The organism is Streptomyces sp. AC550_RSS872 (assembly GCF_019049285.1).
Classification (GTDB): domain Bacteria; phylum Actinomycetota; class Actinomycetes; order Streptomycetales; family Streptomycetaceae; genus Streptomyces.
Map to the genome: position 1 here is coordinate 33,010 of NZ_JAGMUL010000057.1, position 17,786 is coordinate 50,795.

Sequence of the window (17,786 nt, forward strand, 5' to 3'; positions counted from 1 at the left end):
TTTGTTGGTGCTGTGCCGGTCTCAGGAGCAGACCGCGCCAGTCGCCGGCACCTTCCCGTCCAGCAGGTATCCGTTCACCGCATCCTGCACGCACTTGTTCTTGCTGTTGTAGGCCCCGTGCCCCTGACCCTTGTACGTCAGCTCCACACCCACCCCCGCGCCCAGCGCCTCCACCATCCGCCGAGCGCCCTCGTACGGCGTGGCCGGGTCACCTGTGTTCCCCACCACGAGGATCGGCGCCGAGCCGGGCGCGCTGACGTCGGGATGGTCGGCGGCGCCCGGCACGGGCCAGTCGGTGCAGCTGAGCAGGGACCAGGCGAAGGCCTCGCCGAACAGGGGTGAGGCGGCCCGGAACTCGGGAAGCTTGCGCTCGACGTATTCCGGGGTGTACCGCGGCTTGTCGTCGGAGCAGTTGATCGAGATGTTGGCGGCGGTGATGTTGCTGTACTCGCCGTTCTCCCTCCGCCCGTTCAGTGAATCGGACAGCAGCATCAGGATCCTGCCGTCACCGTCGTACGCCTGCTCCAGACCCTCGGTGAGGTACTGCCAGAGATCCTTCGAGTACAGCGCCTGCGCGATGCCGTTGGTCGCCGCGCTCTGCGTCAGATCGCGCGGGAAGACGCCCTGGATCGGTTTGCTGTCGAGGTCCTTCAGCAGCTTCGCGATGCGGTCCTTGACGTCCTGGGCGGTGTCGCCGATCGGGCAGTCCTCGGGCTTGGAGGTGCAGTCCTCGGCGAAGTTGTCGAGCGCGAGCTGAAAGCCCCTTACCTGCCCGAAGGTTCCCTGCTCGGAGTTCTGCGTCGGGTCGACCACCGCGTCGAACACCGCGCGGCCCACGTTCTCCGGGAACAGGTGGGCGTAGACGCCGCCGAGTTCGGTGCCGTAGGAGATGCCGAAGTAGTGCAGCTTGTCGTCGCCGAGGACCTGCCGCATCAGGTCCATGTCGCGGGCGGCGTCGGTGGTGCGCACATGCGGCAGCATCCCTTCGGAGTTGTCCTCGCACGCCTCGTTGAACTCCTTGGTGTTGTCCAGCAGTTCGGTCCGCTCGGTGGCGTCGTCCGGTGTCGTGTCCTGCTGGAAGAAGGCGTCGAGCTGCTGGTCGTTCTCGCACAGCACGGGAGTGCTGCGGCCGACCCCGCGTGGGTCGAAGCTCACCAGGTCGTAGCGGGTGCGCAGCTTCTCGTAGGCCTCGCCGAAGGAGGGCAGTGTGGTGACGCCCGAGACGCCCGGCCCGCCGAAGTTGAAGATCAGCGAGCCGATCCGCCGGTTCGCCTCGCCGTTGGTCCGCACTCGGATGAGCTCGATGCCGATCGTGTCGCCCTTGGGTTCGTCCCAGTCGCGGGGCGCCTTCATCGTGGCGCACTGCCACGATCCGCCGTCCGGCAGAGGCGACGGGCTGCCCGCGCCGCCCTGAGCCTGGGAGGGTGCCGGACAGTCCTTCCAACTCAGTCCCTGGGCCGTCAGATCCTCGTCCCCGGGGTCGTCGTCGCCGCATCCCGCCAGCAAGGAGGAGAGCAGCAGGGCTGCGGCGGTCAGGGCAGCGGCACGCGTCCGGGGCGGGTTCGGCATGGTCCCATCCTGGGGTCGTACGGGGTGGGGCGCTCGGGGCGCGAGCCGTACGAGGTACGGCGGTGCCTTGACCTGTTCCGTGCCCTTACAACGTACGACGCCGCGGTCGTCCGGCTGGGTCGTACGTACGACAAGTCCCGCTGCCCCGGTACGCCGCCTCGCGCTACAGGGCGCCCTTGCGGGTCAGATGGTTGAAGGCCAGCCAGCCCGGCAGCACGGGCAGCCACAGCGTCAGGAGGCGGAACAGCAGCACCGCGGGCGCGGCGACCTCGCTGGGCAGGCCCACGGCGATCAGACCGACGGTCAGGGTCGCCTCCACGGCGCCCACGCCGCCCGGGGTCGGCGCCGCCGAGCCGAGGGCGTTGCCCGCCAGGAAGACGACGGCCACGCTGGCGATGCTGAGCGAGGTGCCCTCGCTGCCGAACGCGCGGATCGAGGCGTCCAGGCACATTACGAAGCAGGCGGTCAGCAGCAGCATGCCGCCGATGCCGGTGACCAGCTTCTGCGGCCGCTGCAGCACGTCGAGCATGCGCGGGACGACACCCGCGAACAGCGACCTCACGCGCGTGACGACGAATTTCCGCAGGAACGGCACCGAGGTCACCACGAGCACCAGCACCGCCACCGTCAGCAGACCCGCGATGACCGTCCGGGACGGCGACAGCGACGGCGTCTTCTCGGTGCCGGTCAGATAGCCGAAGGACAGCAGCATCAGGATGTGGCAGCCGAGCCCGAACAGCTGCGACGCGCCGACGCTTGCCACCGCGAGCCCCGGCCGCACTCCCGCGCGCTGGAGGAAACGGGTGTTCAGGGCGACACCGCCGACCGCGGCCGGCGCGACGATCTTCACGAACGACCCGGCGACCTGAGCCGCCACCGTCCGCCGGAACGGCACCCGCTCGGGCACGAAGCCCAGCAGCGCCATCGCCGCCGCGAAGTAGCTGGCCGCCGAGAACAGCACGGCCGCGGCCACCCAGCCCCACTGCGCGTTGGAGATGAGCGGGCCGAACTCGATGTGCGTGAGCTGCGTCAGCAGGAAGTACGCGCCGATGGCACCGGCGATGAAGCTGATCAGCGTGCGCGGCCGCACCCGCTCCAGGCGGGCCGGTTCGACCGGCGCCTGCGGCCTGATCCGCAGCACCTCGTGGCGGATCTGGGTGAGCAGATCCTCCTCGCGCGCCTCGTCCAGGGCCTCGTCGATGGCCCGCTTCTCGGCCCGCGCCTGCGCCCGTACGGTCTTCTTGTCCGGCTTGTCGAGGGCCGGCCCGGCCTCGCTCGGGGCTTCCTCGCTGCGGGCATGCTTCGCGTGCTTGGACGCCTCCAGTACGGCGTCGCGCTCGCGCTGGGCCCTCTCCCGGGCCAGTCTGCGCAGCGTCGCGCGCGTGGAGCGGCTCAGGGCGATGGGCTGGAGCATCGGCAGACAGTCGGCCACCGCGTCGGGGCCGAGCACGCTCACCGCGGAGGCCGCCGCGCGCTCGGCTCCCACGCGCAGGCCGAGTGTCACCAGCAGCTGGGAGATGTCCATGCGCAGCAGAAGGCTGTTCGCCGCGATCTCGCCGATGCGCAGGTCGGTGATAATCACCTTGCCGGAACGATCCACCAGAATCGCGTCACCCACCAGCCTGCGGTGCGCGATACGCCGGGACTGCAACGCCTTGACCTGGAGCCAGGTGTCGCGCAGCAGATCGTCGGTGATCTCCTCGTCCGACAGCGAGTCCAGGGTGTGCCCGCCGGTGTGCTCGTAGACCAGCATCACGGCGTCCGGGCCGAGTTCGGAGGTGGCGATCAGCTTGGGCGCGTTGGCACCGGCCGCGATGGCCGCGTAGGCGAGCAGCGCCTCCTGCTCCAGGGCCTGGCGCAGCGACTGGAGGCTGCTTCGGGTGGCGAATCCGCGCAACGTCAGATTGCGCCACGCGCGGTAGAAGAAGCCCTGCGCCTGCTGCTCCCGGTCGACCACTGTCACGTCCAGTGGCGGACCGTCCTCCAGGGTGACGAAGTAGCGCCGGCCGCGGTCGCCGGTCTCCTGCGTGTCGGAGATCTCCTCGCGGGCCGCGCTCACCGGGCGGAAGCCGACGTGCCTGAGGCCCGCCATGAGGGTCCGTCCGGTGGGACGGACATTGGGCGAGCCGACCGCGTACAGCGTGCCGTAGGCGACGGTCCAGCCGATCAGCAGCGTCAGGAGGATCGAGAACGGCGTGGTGTAGCCGGTGACCAGCATGGAGAAGGCGTAGAGGACCAGGACCGCCCAGAGGACCGCACGCCAGCGGGGTCTGCGGGACATGCCCACGGCTGTCATGTACGCGATGACCGGCGCGAGATACCCGTGCACCGGGTCGGTGAGAGAGCCGATGTCACCGGGCGAGGGCTGGGTGAGGGCGTCCCGGATCGACTCCGGGGCGGCCCGCGCGACCCACAGGTCCGTCGCGAGCGTCACCCCGTGCGCGAGGACGGCCGCGAGGACACCGTCGGCGATCCGCAGCCCGTCCCGCTTGATGAGCCGCTCGATCGCGAAGGCGACGGGCACCAGGAGGATGGCGATGCTGGAGACGAGCCCGGCCATCTTGCTGAACACGTCGGGCGCCTGCCCGGTGCCCTTGTTGATGTCCTGTTCGAGGCCCGAGGTGGTGCCGTGCGCGAACGCGGCGATCGCGAGCAGCAGCACGATGCCGAGCACGCCCACGAGGAGCCGCATCAGGTCGGAGGGACGGTGCACGCGCGCGGGGAGCAGAGGTTCGTCGCCCTCGACCTCGTCGACGTGCGCCTCGTCCAGGTCGTACGCGGCCTCGTCCTTCTTGCCGGTGTCGCTGTCGCTGCCCCTGTCGCCGCCGTCGCCGGTGTCCTTCTTGCCGGCGTTCGCGGTGCCCGGGCGCGACGAAGCGTCAGAGGTGCTTTCCGCGTCCTCCGGGTGCGCACCCTGCTGCTTCATCGTCTCTTCTTGATCTCGTATCACCAGTCACCGCCCGCACGATGGTGGCATGCTCCACCGACACACGGGGGCATCAGGGTGCAAATGCGGGGGCGCACAGTCTGCCCGAAGCGCCGCCGCAGGGCGAGGCACACGCACAGTGGCGAGCGCGTCACATTGTCGGTGGGGTGGGGCAGGATGGGCCGGATGAGTGAGGAGAGTCTCCCGGACGTTGATCGCCCGGACCGCGACGACGTCCGCCCGGAGCACGCGGACGCGCTGCCGGAGTACGCCGAGCGGGTCCTCGAGGTCGCCGAGCTGGTTCCGCCGGGCCGCGTCATGACGTACGGGGACGTCGCGGAGTGGCTGGAGGAGGGCGGGCCCCGCCAGGTCGGCCGTGTGATGGCCCTCTACGGGGGCGCCGTTCCATGGTGGCGGGTGGTCCGCGCGGACGGGGTCCTGCTGCCCGGGCACGAGCTGAGGGCGCTGGAGTGCTACCGCGCGGAGGGCACGCCGCTGAAGGAGGCGAGCAGGGCCGCCGAGGGCCACCTGCCGCGCCTCGACATGAGGCGGGCGCGCTGGGACGGCGGCGAACGCGCACAGGGTCACACCTGACAGCTTCCGCCATCGGAGGACCCGCTGTGTGACCCGTGATCCGTATGAGGGAAAGAGGGCACGTCCGTGGCATGACGTACGTTCGTGGGGTGAGGGACGTACGTGTCCCAAGTGAACCGAGGGATGAATCGGAAGCTCTGCTTCCGCACCATCCGTCGGCGTAGCGTCGGCTGCGCGTGTCGCCCTCACCCCGCGGCCACCGCCCTCCACGCGCGAGGGGCGTCCCACCAGCACACCCACCAGGACCGGCGAACCACGTGAGCTCCTCTTCCTCCACCAGGCGCCTGTCGCACCCTCAGGTGCGACAGGGGACCCGTGGCGCTTACCGGCTGGTGCGGACTCCCGTCGTACGAACGGCTCCCCCTCGTCTGGACGCGGCACAGCGCGCCGTGGTTGACCACAAGACCGGCCCGCTGCTCGTTCTCGCAGGCCCGGGCACCGGCAAGACCACCACGCTCGTCGAGTCGGTCGCGGCCCGCATCGCCCGTGGCGGTGACCCGGAGCGCATCCTGGTGCTGACGTTCAGCCGCAAGGCCGCCGTCGAGCTGCGCGACCGTATGGCGCTGCGCATGGGAGCGGCCCGCGCGCCCCGGGCGACCACGTTCCACTCGTACTGCTACGCCCTGGTCCGCGCCCACCAGGACAGCGACCTGTTCGTGGAGCCGATGCGGCTGCTGTCCGGCCCCGAGCAGGACGTGACCGTACGGGAGCTGCTCGCGGGCCAGCCGGACCTGGAGCGGCTCGGACTCGCCCATGTGCGCTGGCCGGACGAACTGCGCGCCTGCCTGACCACGCGAGGCTTCGCCGACGAGGTCCGCGCGGTCCTGGCCCGCAGCCGCGAACTCGGCCTCGGCCCCGACGCGCTCGACGCCTTCGCCCGCCGCATCGGGCGCCCCGACTGGCGCGCCGCGGCCTCCTTCCTCGCCGAGTACCTCGACGTGCTCGACATGCAGGGCGTCCTCGACTACGCCGAGCTCGTCCACCGCGCGGTGCTCCTCGCCCGCCGCCCCGATGCCGCCCAGTGGCTCGCCGCGCAGTACGACGCCGTGTACGTCGACGAGTACCAGGACACCGATCCGGCCCAGGTACGGCTGCTGCACGCCCTCGCCGCGGGCGGGCGGGCCCTCGTCGCCTTCGGCGACCCCGACCAGTCGATCTACGCGTTCCGGGGCGCCGACGTGAACGGCATCCTGGAGTTCCCGCATGCCTTCCCGCGCGCGGACGGCCGCCCCGCACCCGTCGAGGTCCTGCGCACCTCCCGCCGCTCCGGAGGCGCCCTGCTGGCCGCGACCCGGCTGCTGACCCAGCGCATGCCGCTCACCCGGCTCCCGGCGGAGAAGGCGCGAGCCCACCGGGAGCTCGCCCCGATCCGTGAAGGCGGCCGTGTCGAGGTCTTCACATACCCGACAGCCGGGACCGAACTGGACAACATCGCCGACATTCTGCGCAGGGCACACCTGGAGGACGGCGTGCCCTGGGGCGAGATGGCCGTCCTGGTGCGCGCCGGGTCGCGCACGATCCCGACGGTGCGCAGGGCGCTCACCGCGGCGGGGGTGCCCCTGGACATCGACGGCGACGACCTGCCGCTGCGGCACGAGCCGGCGGTGGCGCCGCTGCTGACGGCGTTGCGTGCGGTGGCCACGGCGGAGGCGCGGCCCGCGCGGGGCGACGGTGACGTGCCTGCCGGCGGCGGTGACGCCCGTACTGGCGACGACGTACGCATCGGTGATGGTGACGTCCGCACCGAGGAAGCGACCGAAACCCAGACCGAATCCGAGGGACAAACCGAGGGCCAAACCGAGGGCCAAACCGAGGGCCGTGCCTCCGCCGACCAGCCCGCCCCCGATTCCTGCTGGCTCGACACCGAGACCGCCCTCACCTTGCTCGCCTCCCCCCTCGCCGGCATGGACGCCGCCGATCTGCGCCGTCTCGGGCGGGCTCTGCGCGACGAGGAGCGGGCCGCGGGCAACCCCTTGCCGCCGCCCTCGGACGAGCTGCTGGCGCGGGCGCTGGCCGAGCCGGAGCGGCTGGCGGTGCACGATCCCACGTACGCGCGTGGCGCCCAGCGCCTCGGCGCGCTGCTCCGCAAGGCCCGTGAGCGTCTCGCGGGAGGCGGTACGGCCGAGGAGGCGCTGTGGGACCTGTGGGAGGGCACACCCTGGCCCACCCGCCTGGAGCGGGCCGCCCGCCGCGGCGGCGCCGCCGGCCGCAACGCCGACCGTGACCTCGACGCCGTATGCGCCCTGTTCGCGACGGCGACCCGCGCGGAGGAGCGCACCGGCGGCCGGGGCACCCTGAACTTCCTGGCGGAGATCGAGGCCGAGGACATCGCCGCCGACACCCTCACGCGGCGTGCCGTACGCCCCGACGCCGTGCGCCTGATGACCGCGCACCGCTCCAAAGGGCTGGAATGGCGCCTGGTCGTCGTCGCGGGCGTCCAGGAGGGCCTGTGGCCGGACCTGCGCCGTCGCGGGTCCCTGCTGGAGGCCGACCGCATCGGCCGCGACGGACTCGCCGAACCGCTCAGCCCAGGAGCCCTGCTGGCGGAGGAGCGCCGCCTGTTCTACGTCGCCGCCACGCGCGCGCGTGAACGCCTCGTCGTCACGGCGGTGAAGGCCCCGGCCGACGACGGCGACCAGCCCTCCCGTTTCCTGACCGAGCTCGGCGTCGAACCGAGGGACGTCACGGGCCGCCCGCGCCGCCCCCTGGCTGTCGCCGCGCTCGTCGCCGAGCTCCGGGCGACGACGGTCGACCCGCGCGCGTCGGACACCCTCAGGGAGGCCGCCGCCCGCCGGCTGGCCAGGCTCGCCGCGCTCGCCGACGAGGACGGCCGCCCGCTGGTCCCCTCCGCGCACCCCTACCGCTGGTGGGGCATGTTCGAGCCCACCGAGTCCAAGGTGCCGCTGCGCGACCGCGACCAGCCCGTGGTGCTCTCCGGAAGCGCCCTCGACCAGCTCGCCAACACCTGCTCCCTGCAGTGGTTCCTGGGCCGCGAGGTGAAGGCCGACGCGCCCGCGACCGTCGCCCAGGGCTTCGGCAACGTGGTGCACGTCCTCGCCGACGAGGTCGCCTCCGGGCACACCCCGGCCGACCTCGCCGTCCTCATGGAGCGCCTCGACTCCGTGTGGAACGCGCTGGCCTTCGACGCGCCATGGAAGTCGGCGCAGGAGAAGGACAACGCGCGCGTGGCGCTCGAACGCTTCCTGAAGTGGCACGTGACAGACCGTGCTGGGCGCACGCCGGTGGCCAGCGAACACGACTTCGACGTCACCCTCGAAGCGGGCGACTTCGAGGTGCGCATCCGCGGCCAGATGGACCGCGTCGAGGCCGACGGCGAAGGACGTGCCTACGTCGTCGACTTCAAGACCGGCAAGCAGGCACCCAGCGCTGCCGAAGTGGCCCGCCACCCGCAGCTCGCCGTCTATCAGCTCGCCGTCCACGAGGGCGCTGTCGACGAGGCCTTCGACGGTGTACGCCCCCAGCCGGGCGGTGCGGAACTCGTCCAGCTGCGCCAGGGCGCCGCCAAGCGGGACGGCGGGGAGACACTGCCCAAGGTGCAGGGGCAGGAGCCCCTGGACGGCGGCGAGGGGGAGTGGGTCGGCGACCTGCTCGCCACGGCCGCGGGCAAGGTCCTCGACGAACGGTTCACACCCACCGCGGGCCAGCACTGCACCCACTGCGCGTTCCGGGCGTCGTGCAGCGCGCGGCCGGAGGGGCGGCACGTGGTCGAGTGACGCATCGTCAGCGACCGGAGTGACCGATCGCACCTCCCGTGCTGACCTGCGCTTCTCCCAGCCCCGAGGGCCGATCCGGCACCCACTGTCAGTGCCCGCGGCTAGCCTCTGCGATGTGCCCGCCCGTATCACCGATCCCGATCAGCTCAAGGAGCTCCTCGGTATCCCGTTCACTCCGGAGCAGACGGACTGCATCACCGCGCCGCCCGCCCCGCAGGTGATCGTGGCCGGAGCCGGATCGGGCAAGACGACGGTGATGGCGGCGCGCGTGGTGTGGCTGGTCGGCACCGGCCAGGTCGCCCCCGAACAGGTCCTCGGCCTGACCTTCACCAACAAGGCCGCCGGTGAACTCGCCGAGCGCGTCCGCAAGGCGCTCATCAAGGCCGGCGTCACCGACCCCGACGTCATCGACCCCGACAACCCGCCGGGCGAGCCGGTGATCTCGACCTACCACGCCTTCGCCGGCCGTCTGCTGACCGACCACGGTCTGCGCATCGGCCTCGAACCGACCTCGCGCCTGCTCGCCGACGCCACCCGCTACCAGCTCGCCGCGCGCGTGCTGCGCGAGGCCCCGGGCCCGTACCCGGCCCTCACCAGATCCTTCGCCGACCTGGTCAGCGACCTCCTCGCCCTCGACTCCGAACTCGCCGAGCACCTCGTCAGGCCCGAGGACCTGCGCGCGTACGACGCCGAGCTGCTGCTCGGCCTCCAGGGCGCCAAGCTCACCAACGCCGATCTGCGCAAGGTCCCCGAGGCGGCCGCCGCACGCCGGGAACTCGCCGACCTCGTGGTCCGCTACCGCGCCGCCAAGAGGGAGCGCGACCTGCTCGACTTCGGCGACCAGATCGCCCTGTCGGCACAGCTCGCCGGCATCCCCGAAGTGGGCCGCGTCCTGCGCGACGAGTTCCGCGTCGTCCTCCTGGACGAGTACCAGGACACGTCCGTCGCCCAACGCGTCCTCCTGGCGGGCCTGTTCGGCGACGGCACCGGCCATCCCGTGACCGCCGTCGGCGACCCCTGCCAGGCGATCTACGGCTGGCGCGGCGCCTCCGTCGCCAACCTGGACGACTTCCCCGAGCACTTCCCCCACGCCGACGGCCGCCCCGCCACCCGCCAGGCACTCAGCGAGAACCGCCGCAGCGGCGGCCGCCTCCTCGACCTGGCCAACGGTCTCGCGGAGCCTCTGCGCGCCCTGCACGCGGGCGTGGAGGCGCTACGCCCGGCCCCAGGAGCCGAGCGCGACGGCACGGTCCGCTGCGCGCTGCTGCCCACCCACGCCGAGGAGATCGACTGGATCGCCGACTCCGTCGCGCATCTCGTCCGCACCGGCAAGGAACCCGGCGAGATCGCCGTCCTGTGCCGTACGGCGACGGACTTCGCCGAGATCCAGGGCGCACTCGTCGCCCGGGACGTCCCCGTCGAGGTGGTCGGGCTGTCCGGGCTGCTCCACCTGCCCGAGGTCGCCGACCTGGTCGCCGTCTGCGAGGTCCTCCAGGACCCCGGCGCCAACGCCTCCCTGGTCCGCCTGCTCACCGGCCCGCGCTGGCGGATCGGCCCGCGCGACCTCGCCCTCCTGGGGCGCCGCGCCCGGATGCTGGTGTCCCACGCGCGCGTGGACGGCGACGACGATCCGGACCGTCGGCTCGCCGAGGCGGTCGAGGGGGTCGACCCCGCCGAGGTGATCTCCCTCGCGGACGCCCTCGACACATTCCTGGAGACGCCGCTCGACGGCGACGGTGACGACGACAGGCTGCCGTTCTCGCCGGACGCGCGCGTGCGGTTCGCGCGCCTGGCAACCGAACTGCGCGACCTGCGCCGCTCCCTCTCCGACCCGCTGATGGACGTCCTGCACCGCGTCCTCGCCGTCACCGGCCTGGAAGTGGAGCTGTCGGCCTCCCCGCACGCGCTGGCCGCCCGCCGCCGCGAGACCCTGTCCAACTTCCTCGACATCGCCGCCTCGTTCGCGGCCGGCGACCACGAGGCGACCCTGCTCGCCTTCCTCGGCTTCCTGCGCACCGCCGCCCAGTACGAGAAGGGACTGGACAACGCCCTGCCCGGCGGCGAGAACACCGTCAAGGTGCTCACCGCGCACAAGTCCAAGGGCCTGGAGTGGGACGTCGTCGCCGTCCCCGGCCTGGTCACCGGCACCTTCCCCAGCACCCAGGGCCGCGAGAAGTGGACCGCGCAGGGCAAGGTGCTGCCGCACGAACTGCGCGGCGACACCGACACGCTCCCCGACGTCGCCTCCTGGGACTCCCGCGGCCTGAAGGCCTTCCACGAAGCCATGAAGGAACACCAGCACACCGAGGAACTCCGCCTCGGCTACGTCACCTTCACCCGCCCCCGCTCCCTGCTCCTCGGCTCCGGCCACTGGTGGGGCCCCAGCCAGAAGAAGCCCCGCGGCCCCTCCGACTTTCTCCAAGCCCTGTACGAGCACTGCGCTGCCGGGCACGGCGAGATCGAGGCGTGGGCCGACGAGCCGGCCGAGGGCGAGGAGAACCCGGCCCTGCACCGGGAGACCGCGGACCAGGTGTGGCCCCTGCCCCTCGACGACGCCGCCCTCGCCAGACGTCGCGCGGCCGCCGAGACGGTCCTGGCCCACCTGGAGAACCTCAGCTCCCACGAGGACGGCCACCTCGCCGCGACGCACGACCCGGACACCTACGAGGATCCGGACTGGCCTGCGCCTCCGGACGACGAAGCGTTCGACGACGAGTTCGCTGACGAGTTTCCCGACGAGCTCTTCGAGGAGGAGGATCCCTTCGAGGCGGACGATCCCTTCGAGGCGGACCGCCCGCACGAAGAGGGCCCCGGCGACTGGGACACCTGGACCACGGACCGGCCGACAGGCCTCCCGACCGTCCCGCACCAGGCGAAGTCCCCGGAGCCCGCCGCTCGCCCCCACCCCACCGAACCGGCGCCCCTCACCCCGGAGGAAGCCCGCACCATGGCCTCCTGGGACCGCGACCTCGACGCACTCACCGGGGAGCTCCTGCGCGCCCGCGCCAGCGTCACGGACGTGCCCCTGCCCGTGTCGCTGACCGCCTCCCAGCTGCTGCGGCTGGCCGCCGACCCCGACGGGTTCGCGCAGGAACTCGCGCGCCCCATGCCGCGCCCCCCGCAACCCGCCGCACGTCGAGGCACCCGATTCCACGCCTGGGTCGAGGCCCGCTTCGAAGAGCTGACGCTGCCCATGCTGGAGCCGGAGGACCTGCCCGGCAGCGAGGCCGAGATCGCCGACGAGCGCGACCTGGAAGCCCTCAAGGACGCCTTCGAGCGCACGGAGTACGCGCACCGCACGCCGTACCGGGTCGAGGCCCCGTTCCAGCTCGTGATCGCCGGCCGCGTCGTACGGGGCCGTATCGACGCCGTGTACAAGGACGTCGACGCCAAGGGGGCGACGACGTACGAGATCGTCGACTGGAAGACCAGCCGGAGCCGCACAGCCGATCCGCTCCAGCTTGCCCTGTACCGGCTCGCCTGGGCCGAGCAGCAGGGGGTGCCCCTGGGGTCGGTCGACGCCGTGTTCCTGTACGTCCGCAGCGGCGAGGTCGTACGCCCGGACGACCTGCCGGGCCGAGCCGCGCTGGAGCGGCTGCTGACCGAGGAGGCGGTCGCGGAGGCCGGATGTGAGGAACCGCCCACAGAGGATGTCGGTGCGGGCCGATAGGCTCGTGACCATGAGCCAGACCCCGGACAGCGCCGTCCGCACGTACATCGAGCAGCACCGCGCCGCCTTCCTCGACGACCTCGCCGAGTGGCTGCGCATCCCCTCCGTGTCGGCCCAGCCCGACCACGCCCCCGATGTACGCCGCAGCGCCGACTGGCTCGCCGCCAAGCTCAAGGAGACCGGCTTCCCGACCACCGAGGTCTGGCCGACGCCGGGTGCGCCCGCCGTCTTCGCCGAGTGGCCCTGCGACGACCCCCAGGCGCCCACGGTCCTCGTCTACGGCCACCATGACGTGCAGCCGGCCGCCCGTGAGGACGGCTGGGACAGTGAGCCCTTCGAGCCCGTCGTCCGGGATGGACGCCTCTACGCACGCGGGGCGGCCGACGACAAGGGCCAGGTGTTCTTCCACACACTCGGCGTCCGCGCCCACCTCGCCACCACCGGCCGGACGACACCGGCCGTCCATCTGAAGCTGCTGATCGAGGGCGAGGAGGAGTCCGGCTCCCCGCACTTCCGCACCCTCGTCGAGGAGCACGCCGAGCGGCTCGCGGCCGACGCCGTGATCGTGTCCGACACCGGCATGTGGTCCGAGGACACCCCGACGGTGTGCACGGGCATGCGCGGCCTCGCCGAGTGCGAGATTCAGCTGTACGGCCCCGACCAGGACATCCACTCCGGTTCCTTCGGCGGCGCGGTGCCCAACCCCGCGACCGCAGCCGCCTGCCTGGTCGCCGCCCTGCACGACGAGCACGCGCGCGTGGCGATCCCGGGCTTCTACGACGGCATCGTCGAGCTGACCGACCGCGAGCGCGAGCTCTTCGCCGAGCTGCCCTTCGACGAGCAGCAGTGGCTGAGCACCGCCAAGTCGTACGCCACCCAGGGCGAGGCCGGTCACACCATCCTGGAGCGCGTCTGGGCCCGCCCCACCGCCGAGGTCAACGGCATCGGCGGCGGCTACCAGGGCCCCGGCAGCAAGACGATCATCCCGTCCTCGGCCATGGTGAAGCTCTCCTTCCGGCTGGTCGCGGGACAGGACCCCGATCACATCGAGAAGGCCGTCCGCGCCTGGGCCGACGCACAGGTGCCCGCCGGGATCCGCTGCGAGATCGCGTTCGGCGGGGCCACGCGCCCGTGCCTGACGCCGCTGGACCACCCGGCTCTCCAGTCCGTCGTACGGGCCATGGGCCGCGCCTTCGAAGGGCCCGTCCGCTTCACGCGTGAGGGCGGCTCCGGACCCGCGGCCGACCTTCAGGACGTCCTCGGCGCACCTGTGCTCTTCCTCGGCATCTCGGTCCCCTCCGACGGCTGGCACGCCCCGAACGAGAAGGTCGAGCTCGCCCTGCTCCTCAAAGGCGTCGAGACCACCGCCTACCTCTGGGGCGACCTGGCCGCGAACTGGCGCCATGAGCCCTGATCCGTCCGGGCCGTCCGAAGGGCCATCGCGCGCGGGGCACACTGAGAAGGCCGCCCCGCACCACCGGGCCCTGCCGCACCCGGTCGCCTCCCGTCCCACGTCCCGCCGATACGCCCGCCGAAGCACACCGTTCCACTGGGGGAGTTGGAAGCACCTGTGACCACCTCGACCGACCACACCGCCGATCGACCCATCTCGCTCACCGCCCCGAGCGGCATCGACCGCGCAGCTCACCACCGGCTCGACGAGGCCTGGCTCGCGGCGGCATGGAGCCACCCCACGACCCGCTGCTTCGTGGTTTCCGGCGGCCAGGTCCTCATCGACGAGACGGCGGACGGGCGCACCGAGCTCGTCATGACCCCCTCGTTCGAGGCCCCCCTCACCGAGGCACACCGCTACTTCCTCGGCATCGACGAGGAGGGCGTCAGCTACTTCGCCCTTCAGAAGGACGCGTTGCCCGGCCGCATCGACCAGTCCGCGCGCGCGGCCGGGCTGCGCGAGGCGGGCCTGCTGCTGTCGCCGCGTGACGCCGGGCTGATGGTGCACGCCGTCGGCCTGGAGAACTGGCAGCGCACTCACCGCTTCTGCTCCCGCTGCGGCGAGCGCACCGTGATCGCCGCGGCCGGCCACATCCGCCGCTGCCCCGCCTGCGGCGCCGAGCACTACCCGCGCACCGACCCCGCCGTGATCATGGCCGTCACCGACGAGGAGGACCGCATCCTCCTCGGCCGCCAGGTCCACTGGCCCGAGGGCCGCTTCTCGACGCTCGCCGGTTTCGTCGAGCCCGGCGAGTCCATCGAGCAGGCGGTGCGCCGCGAGGTCTTCGAGGAGGCCGGTGTCACCGTCGGGCAGGTCGAGTACGTCGCCAGCCAGCCGTGGCCCTTCCCGTCCAGCCTCATGCTGGGCTTCATGGCCCGCGCCACCTCCACCGAGGTCCAGGTCGACGGCGACGAGATCCACGAGGCCCGCTGGTTCTCCCGCGAGGAGCTGCGTGCCGCCTTCGACTCCGGCGAGGTCATGCCGCCCTACGGCATCTCGATCGCGGCCCGTCTGATCGAGCTCTGGTACGGCAAGCCACTGCCGACGCGCAGCGTCTAGGCGGCAGAGGGCAAAGTGGGTAAAGAGGGTAAAGAGGGTAAAGAGGAAGGGTGGCCGTCCCGAGCCGGGACGGCCACCCTTCCTCTTTGCGTGTCGCTCACACGCCGATCTTCTGCTTCACCTGAGCCAGCGACGGGTTCGTCAGCGTGGAACCGTCCGCGAAGAGTACGGTCGGGACCGTCTGGTTTCCGCCATTCGCCTTCTCGACGAACGCCGCGGACTCGGGGTCCTGCTCGATGTTGATCTCGGTGTACGCGATGCCCTCACGCTCCAGCTGCTTCTTCAGCCGCTGGCAGTAGCCGCACCACGTGGTGCTGTACATCGTCACAGTGCCCTGCATGTCTCGCGCGCTCCTCTGTTGGCTCGGGGAAACAGGTCGTTCAGAGGGGGAACGTACGCGACCAGGGCGCCATTCCCACCCGGGTATGCCCGGCACGTGATGCCTGCCGCATTAGTACGACTATCGATGCCTGCCTGTGGACAACCGGCACAGCCGTCTCCGGCGACCTGGCAGCATGGCGGTGTGACAGCAGCAACGCACTCCACCCTCTTCCCGCAGGTGCCGGACTCTGCCGACGCGGTGCTCGAAGGGCTCGACCCCGAGCAGCGCGAGGTGGCCACCGCCCTGCAGGGTCCGGTGTGCGTGCTCGCGGGCGCCGGCACGGGCAAGACCCGGGCGATCACCCATCGCATCGCCTACGGGGTGCGCGCCGGCATCCTCCAGCCCTCCAGCGTGCTCGCCGTCACCTTCACCAACCGCGCCGCCGGAGAGATGCGCGGCCGGCTGCGCCAGCTCGGCGCCGCCGGGGTCCAGGCCCGCACCTTCCACTCGGCAGCCCTGCGCCAGCTCCAGTACTTCTGGCCGAAAGCGGTCGGTGGCTCCCTGCCCCGGCTGGTCGACCGCAAGATCCAGCTCGTCGCGGACGCGGCCGCCGCCTGCCGCATCCGCCTCGACCGGAACGAGCTGCGCGACGTCACCGCCGAGATCGAGTGGTCCAAGGTCACCCAGACCGTCCCCGCCGACTATCCACCCGCCATCGCCAAGGCGGGCCGCGACGCACCCCGCGACCCGGCCGAGATCGCCCAGATCTACAACGTCTACGAGGACCTCAAGCGGGACCGCTCCGTCATCGACTTCGAGGACGTCCTGCTGCTCACGGTCGCCATCCTCCAGGACCGGCACGACATCGCCGATCAGGTCCGCTCCCAGTACCAGCACTTCGTGGTCGACGAGTACCAGGACGTCAGCCCGCTCCAGCAGCGCCTGCTGGAGCTCTGGCTCGGCGGCCGGGACAACCTGTGCGTGGTCGGCGACGCCAGCCAGACGATCTACTCGTTCACAGGAGCAACCCCCGACCATCTGCTCGACTTCCGCACCCGCCACCCCGGTGCCACCGTCGTCAAGCTGGTCCGCGACTACCGCTCCACCCCCCAGGTCGTCCACCTCGCCAACGGCCTGCTCGCCCAGGCCCGGGGCCGCGCCGCCGACCACCGCCTGGAACTGGTCTCCCAGCGCGAGGCGGGCCCCGAACCCGTCTACACCGAGTACACCGACGAACCCGCCGAGGCGGAAGGCGCCGCCCGCCGTATCCGCGAACTCATGGACTCCGGCGTCCCGGCCGCCGAGATCGCGATCCTGTTCCGCACGAACGCCCAGTCCGAGACCTACGAGCAGGCCCTCGCCGATGCGGGTGTGCCCTACCAGCTGCGCGGTGCCGAGCGGTTCTTCGACCGTCCCGAGGTGCGCAAGGCCGGTATCGCCCTGCGCGGCGCGGCCCGCTTCGGCGGCAACGACGCACTCCTCGACGACGCCCCCGACCTTCCCTCGCAGGTGCGGGCGGTGCTGTCGGGGGAAGGCTGGACCACCCAGCCGCCGGCCGGCTCCGGCGCCGTCAGAGAGCGCTGGGAGTCACTGGCCGCCCTGGTGAATCTCGCCCAGGACTTCGCCGCCGCCAGCCCCGGCGCCACCCTCGCCGACCTCGTGGCGGAGCTCGACGAGCGGGCGAACGCCCAGCACGCCCCGACCGTCCAGGGTGTCACGCTCGCCTCCTTGCACTCGGCCAAGGGCCTGGAGTGGGACGTCGTCTTCCTGGTCGGGGTCGCCGAGGGCATGATGCCGATCACCTACGCAAAGACCGACGAGCAGATCGAGGAGGAACGCCGCCTCCTCTATGTCGGCGTCACGCGTGCCAGGCGGCACCTCCATGTCTCCTGGGCGCTCACCCGCGCGCCCGGCGGCCGTCCGAACCGCCGCCCCAGCCGCTTCCTCGACGGACTGCGCCCCGGCTCGACCGCCACGGCCGGACGCTCCGCGGCAGGCGGCTCCGGGGGTGTCGTGCGCGGCTTCACGAGCAGACCGGACGCCGCCCCGAGACGCACCCAGCGCACCCCGGCGCGCTGCCGCGTGTGCGGGCGCACCCTCACCGACGCCGGTGAGATGAAGCTGATGCGCTGCGAGACCTGCCCCTCCGACATGGACGAGGGTCTCTACGAACGACTCCGCGAGTGGCGCGGGGTCCAGGCCCGCCTCAGCGGACAGCCGGACTTCTGCGTCTTCACCGACAGAACGCTGATGGCAATCGCCGAGGCGGAGCCGGTCAGTCCGGTTGAGTTGTCCCGCATCCCCGGCGTCATCAAGCGCAAGCTCGACCGCTACGGAGCCGATGTGCTGGCCATCTGTGCAGGCCAGGAGGTTGGGGAGAGCGCCGACGGGGAATGACACGAACTCGTCGAAAAAATAGTTTGCGCATGCCCCAGCAATCCCCATAGGTTCTTAGCCAC

9 protein-coding genes are annotated in these 17,786 nt (G+C 71.9%); 6 read left to right on the forward strand and 3 right to left on the reverse strand.

Annotated features, from left to right (window positions below; translation table 11 throughout):
* Positions 1 to 21: 21 nt before the first annotated feature.
* Both KUM44_RS22935 and KUM44_RS22940 read right to left on the reverse strand, forming a co-directional pair.
* Complete coding sequence (locus tag KUM44_RS22935; protein ID WP_217210495.1) at positions 22 to 1,569, reverse strand: alpha/beta hydrolase; 1,548 nt, start codon at positions 1,567 to 1,569, stop codon at positions 22 to 24.
* Positions 1,570 to 1,732: 163 nt separating this feature from the next.
* Positions 1,733 to 4,495 (reverse strand): lysylphosphatidylglycerol synthase transmembrane domain-containing protein, encoded by a 2,763-nt coding sequence (locus KUM44_RS22940; RefSeq protein ID WP_217210497.1) that lies wholly within the window; start codon positions 4,493 to 4,495, stop codon positions 1,733 to 1,735.
* A 186-nt stretch (positions 4,496 to 4,681) separates the two neighbouring features.
* On the opposite strand from KUM44_RS22940, the gene KUM44_RS22945 reads away from it, so the two are divergent.
* The 5 genes from KUM44_RS22945 to nudC all read left to right on the forward strand — a co-directional run bounded on the left by KUM44_RS22945 (position 4,682) and on the right by nudC (position 15,005).
* Positions 4,682 to 5,089 carry an MGMT family protein gene (locus tag KUM44_RS22945; protein ID WP_217210498.1) on the forward strand — a complete coding sequence of 136 codons (408 nt, stop codon included), beginning with the start codon at positions 4,682 to 4,684 and terminating at the stop codon, positions 5,087 to 5,089.
* Positions 5,090 to 5,346: 257 nt separating this feature from the next.
* A complete protein-coding gene (locus KUM44_RS22950) occupies positions 5,347 to 8,823 on the forward strand; it encodes an ATP-dependent DNA helicase (RefSeq protein WP_217210499.1) in 3,477 nt (1,158 codons plus the stop codon).
* Between the two features lie 115 nt (positions 8,824 to 8,938).
* Complete coding sequence (locus KUM44_RS22955) at positions 8,939 to 12,493, forward strand: ATP-dependent DNA helicase (protein ID WP_217210500.1); 3,555 nt, start codon at positions 8,939 to 8,941, stop codon at positions 12,491 to 12,493.
* 10 nt (positions 12,494 to 12,503) lie between these two features.
* Positions 12,504 to 13,907 (forward strand): dipeptidase, encoded by a 1,404-nt coding sequence (locus tag KUM44_RS22960; RefSeq protein WP_217210501.1) that lies wholly within the window; start codon positions 12,504 to 12,506, stop codon positions 13,905 to 13,907.
* A 156-nt stretch (positions 13,908 to 14,063) separates the two neighbouring features.
* Positions 14,064 to 15,005: an NAD(+) diphosphatase gene (gene nudC / locus KUM44_RS22965; protein WP_217210503.1), complete on the forward strand. Its 942-nt coding sequence runs from the start codon at positions 14,064 to 14,066 to the stop codon at positions 15,003 to 15,005.
* Positions 15,006 to 15,102: 97 nt separating this feature from the next.
* On the opposite strand, the gene KUM44_RS22970 is transcribed toward nudC, so the two are convergent.
* Complete coding sequence (locus KUM44_RS22970; RefSeq protein ID WP_128434519.1) at positions 15,103 to 15,345, reverse strand: mycoredoxin; 243 nt, start codon at positions 15,343 to 15,345, stop codon at positions 15,103 to 15,105.
* A 183-nt stretch (positions 15,346 to 15,528) separates the two neighbouring features.
* Between KUM44_RS22970 and KUM44_RS22975 the strand changes: the two genes are divergently transcribed.
* Positions 15,529 to 17,724, forward strand: a complete 2,196-nt coding sequence (locus KUM44_RS22975) for an ATP-dependent DNA helicase UvrD2 (RefSeq protein WP_374202066.1) — start codon at positions 15,529 to 15,531, stop codon at positions 17,722 to 17,724.
* Positions 17,725 to 17,786: the final 62 nt, after the last annotated feature.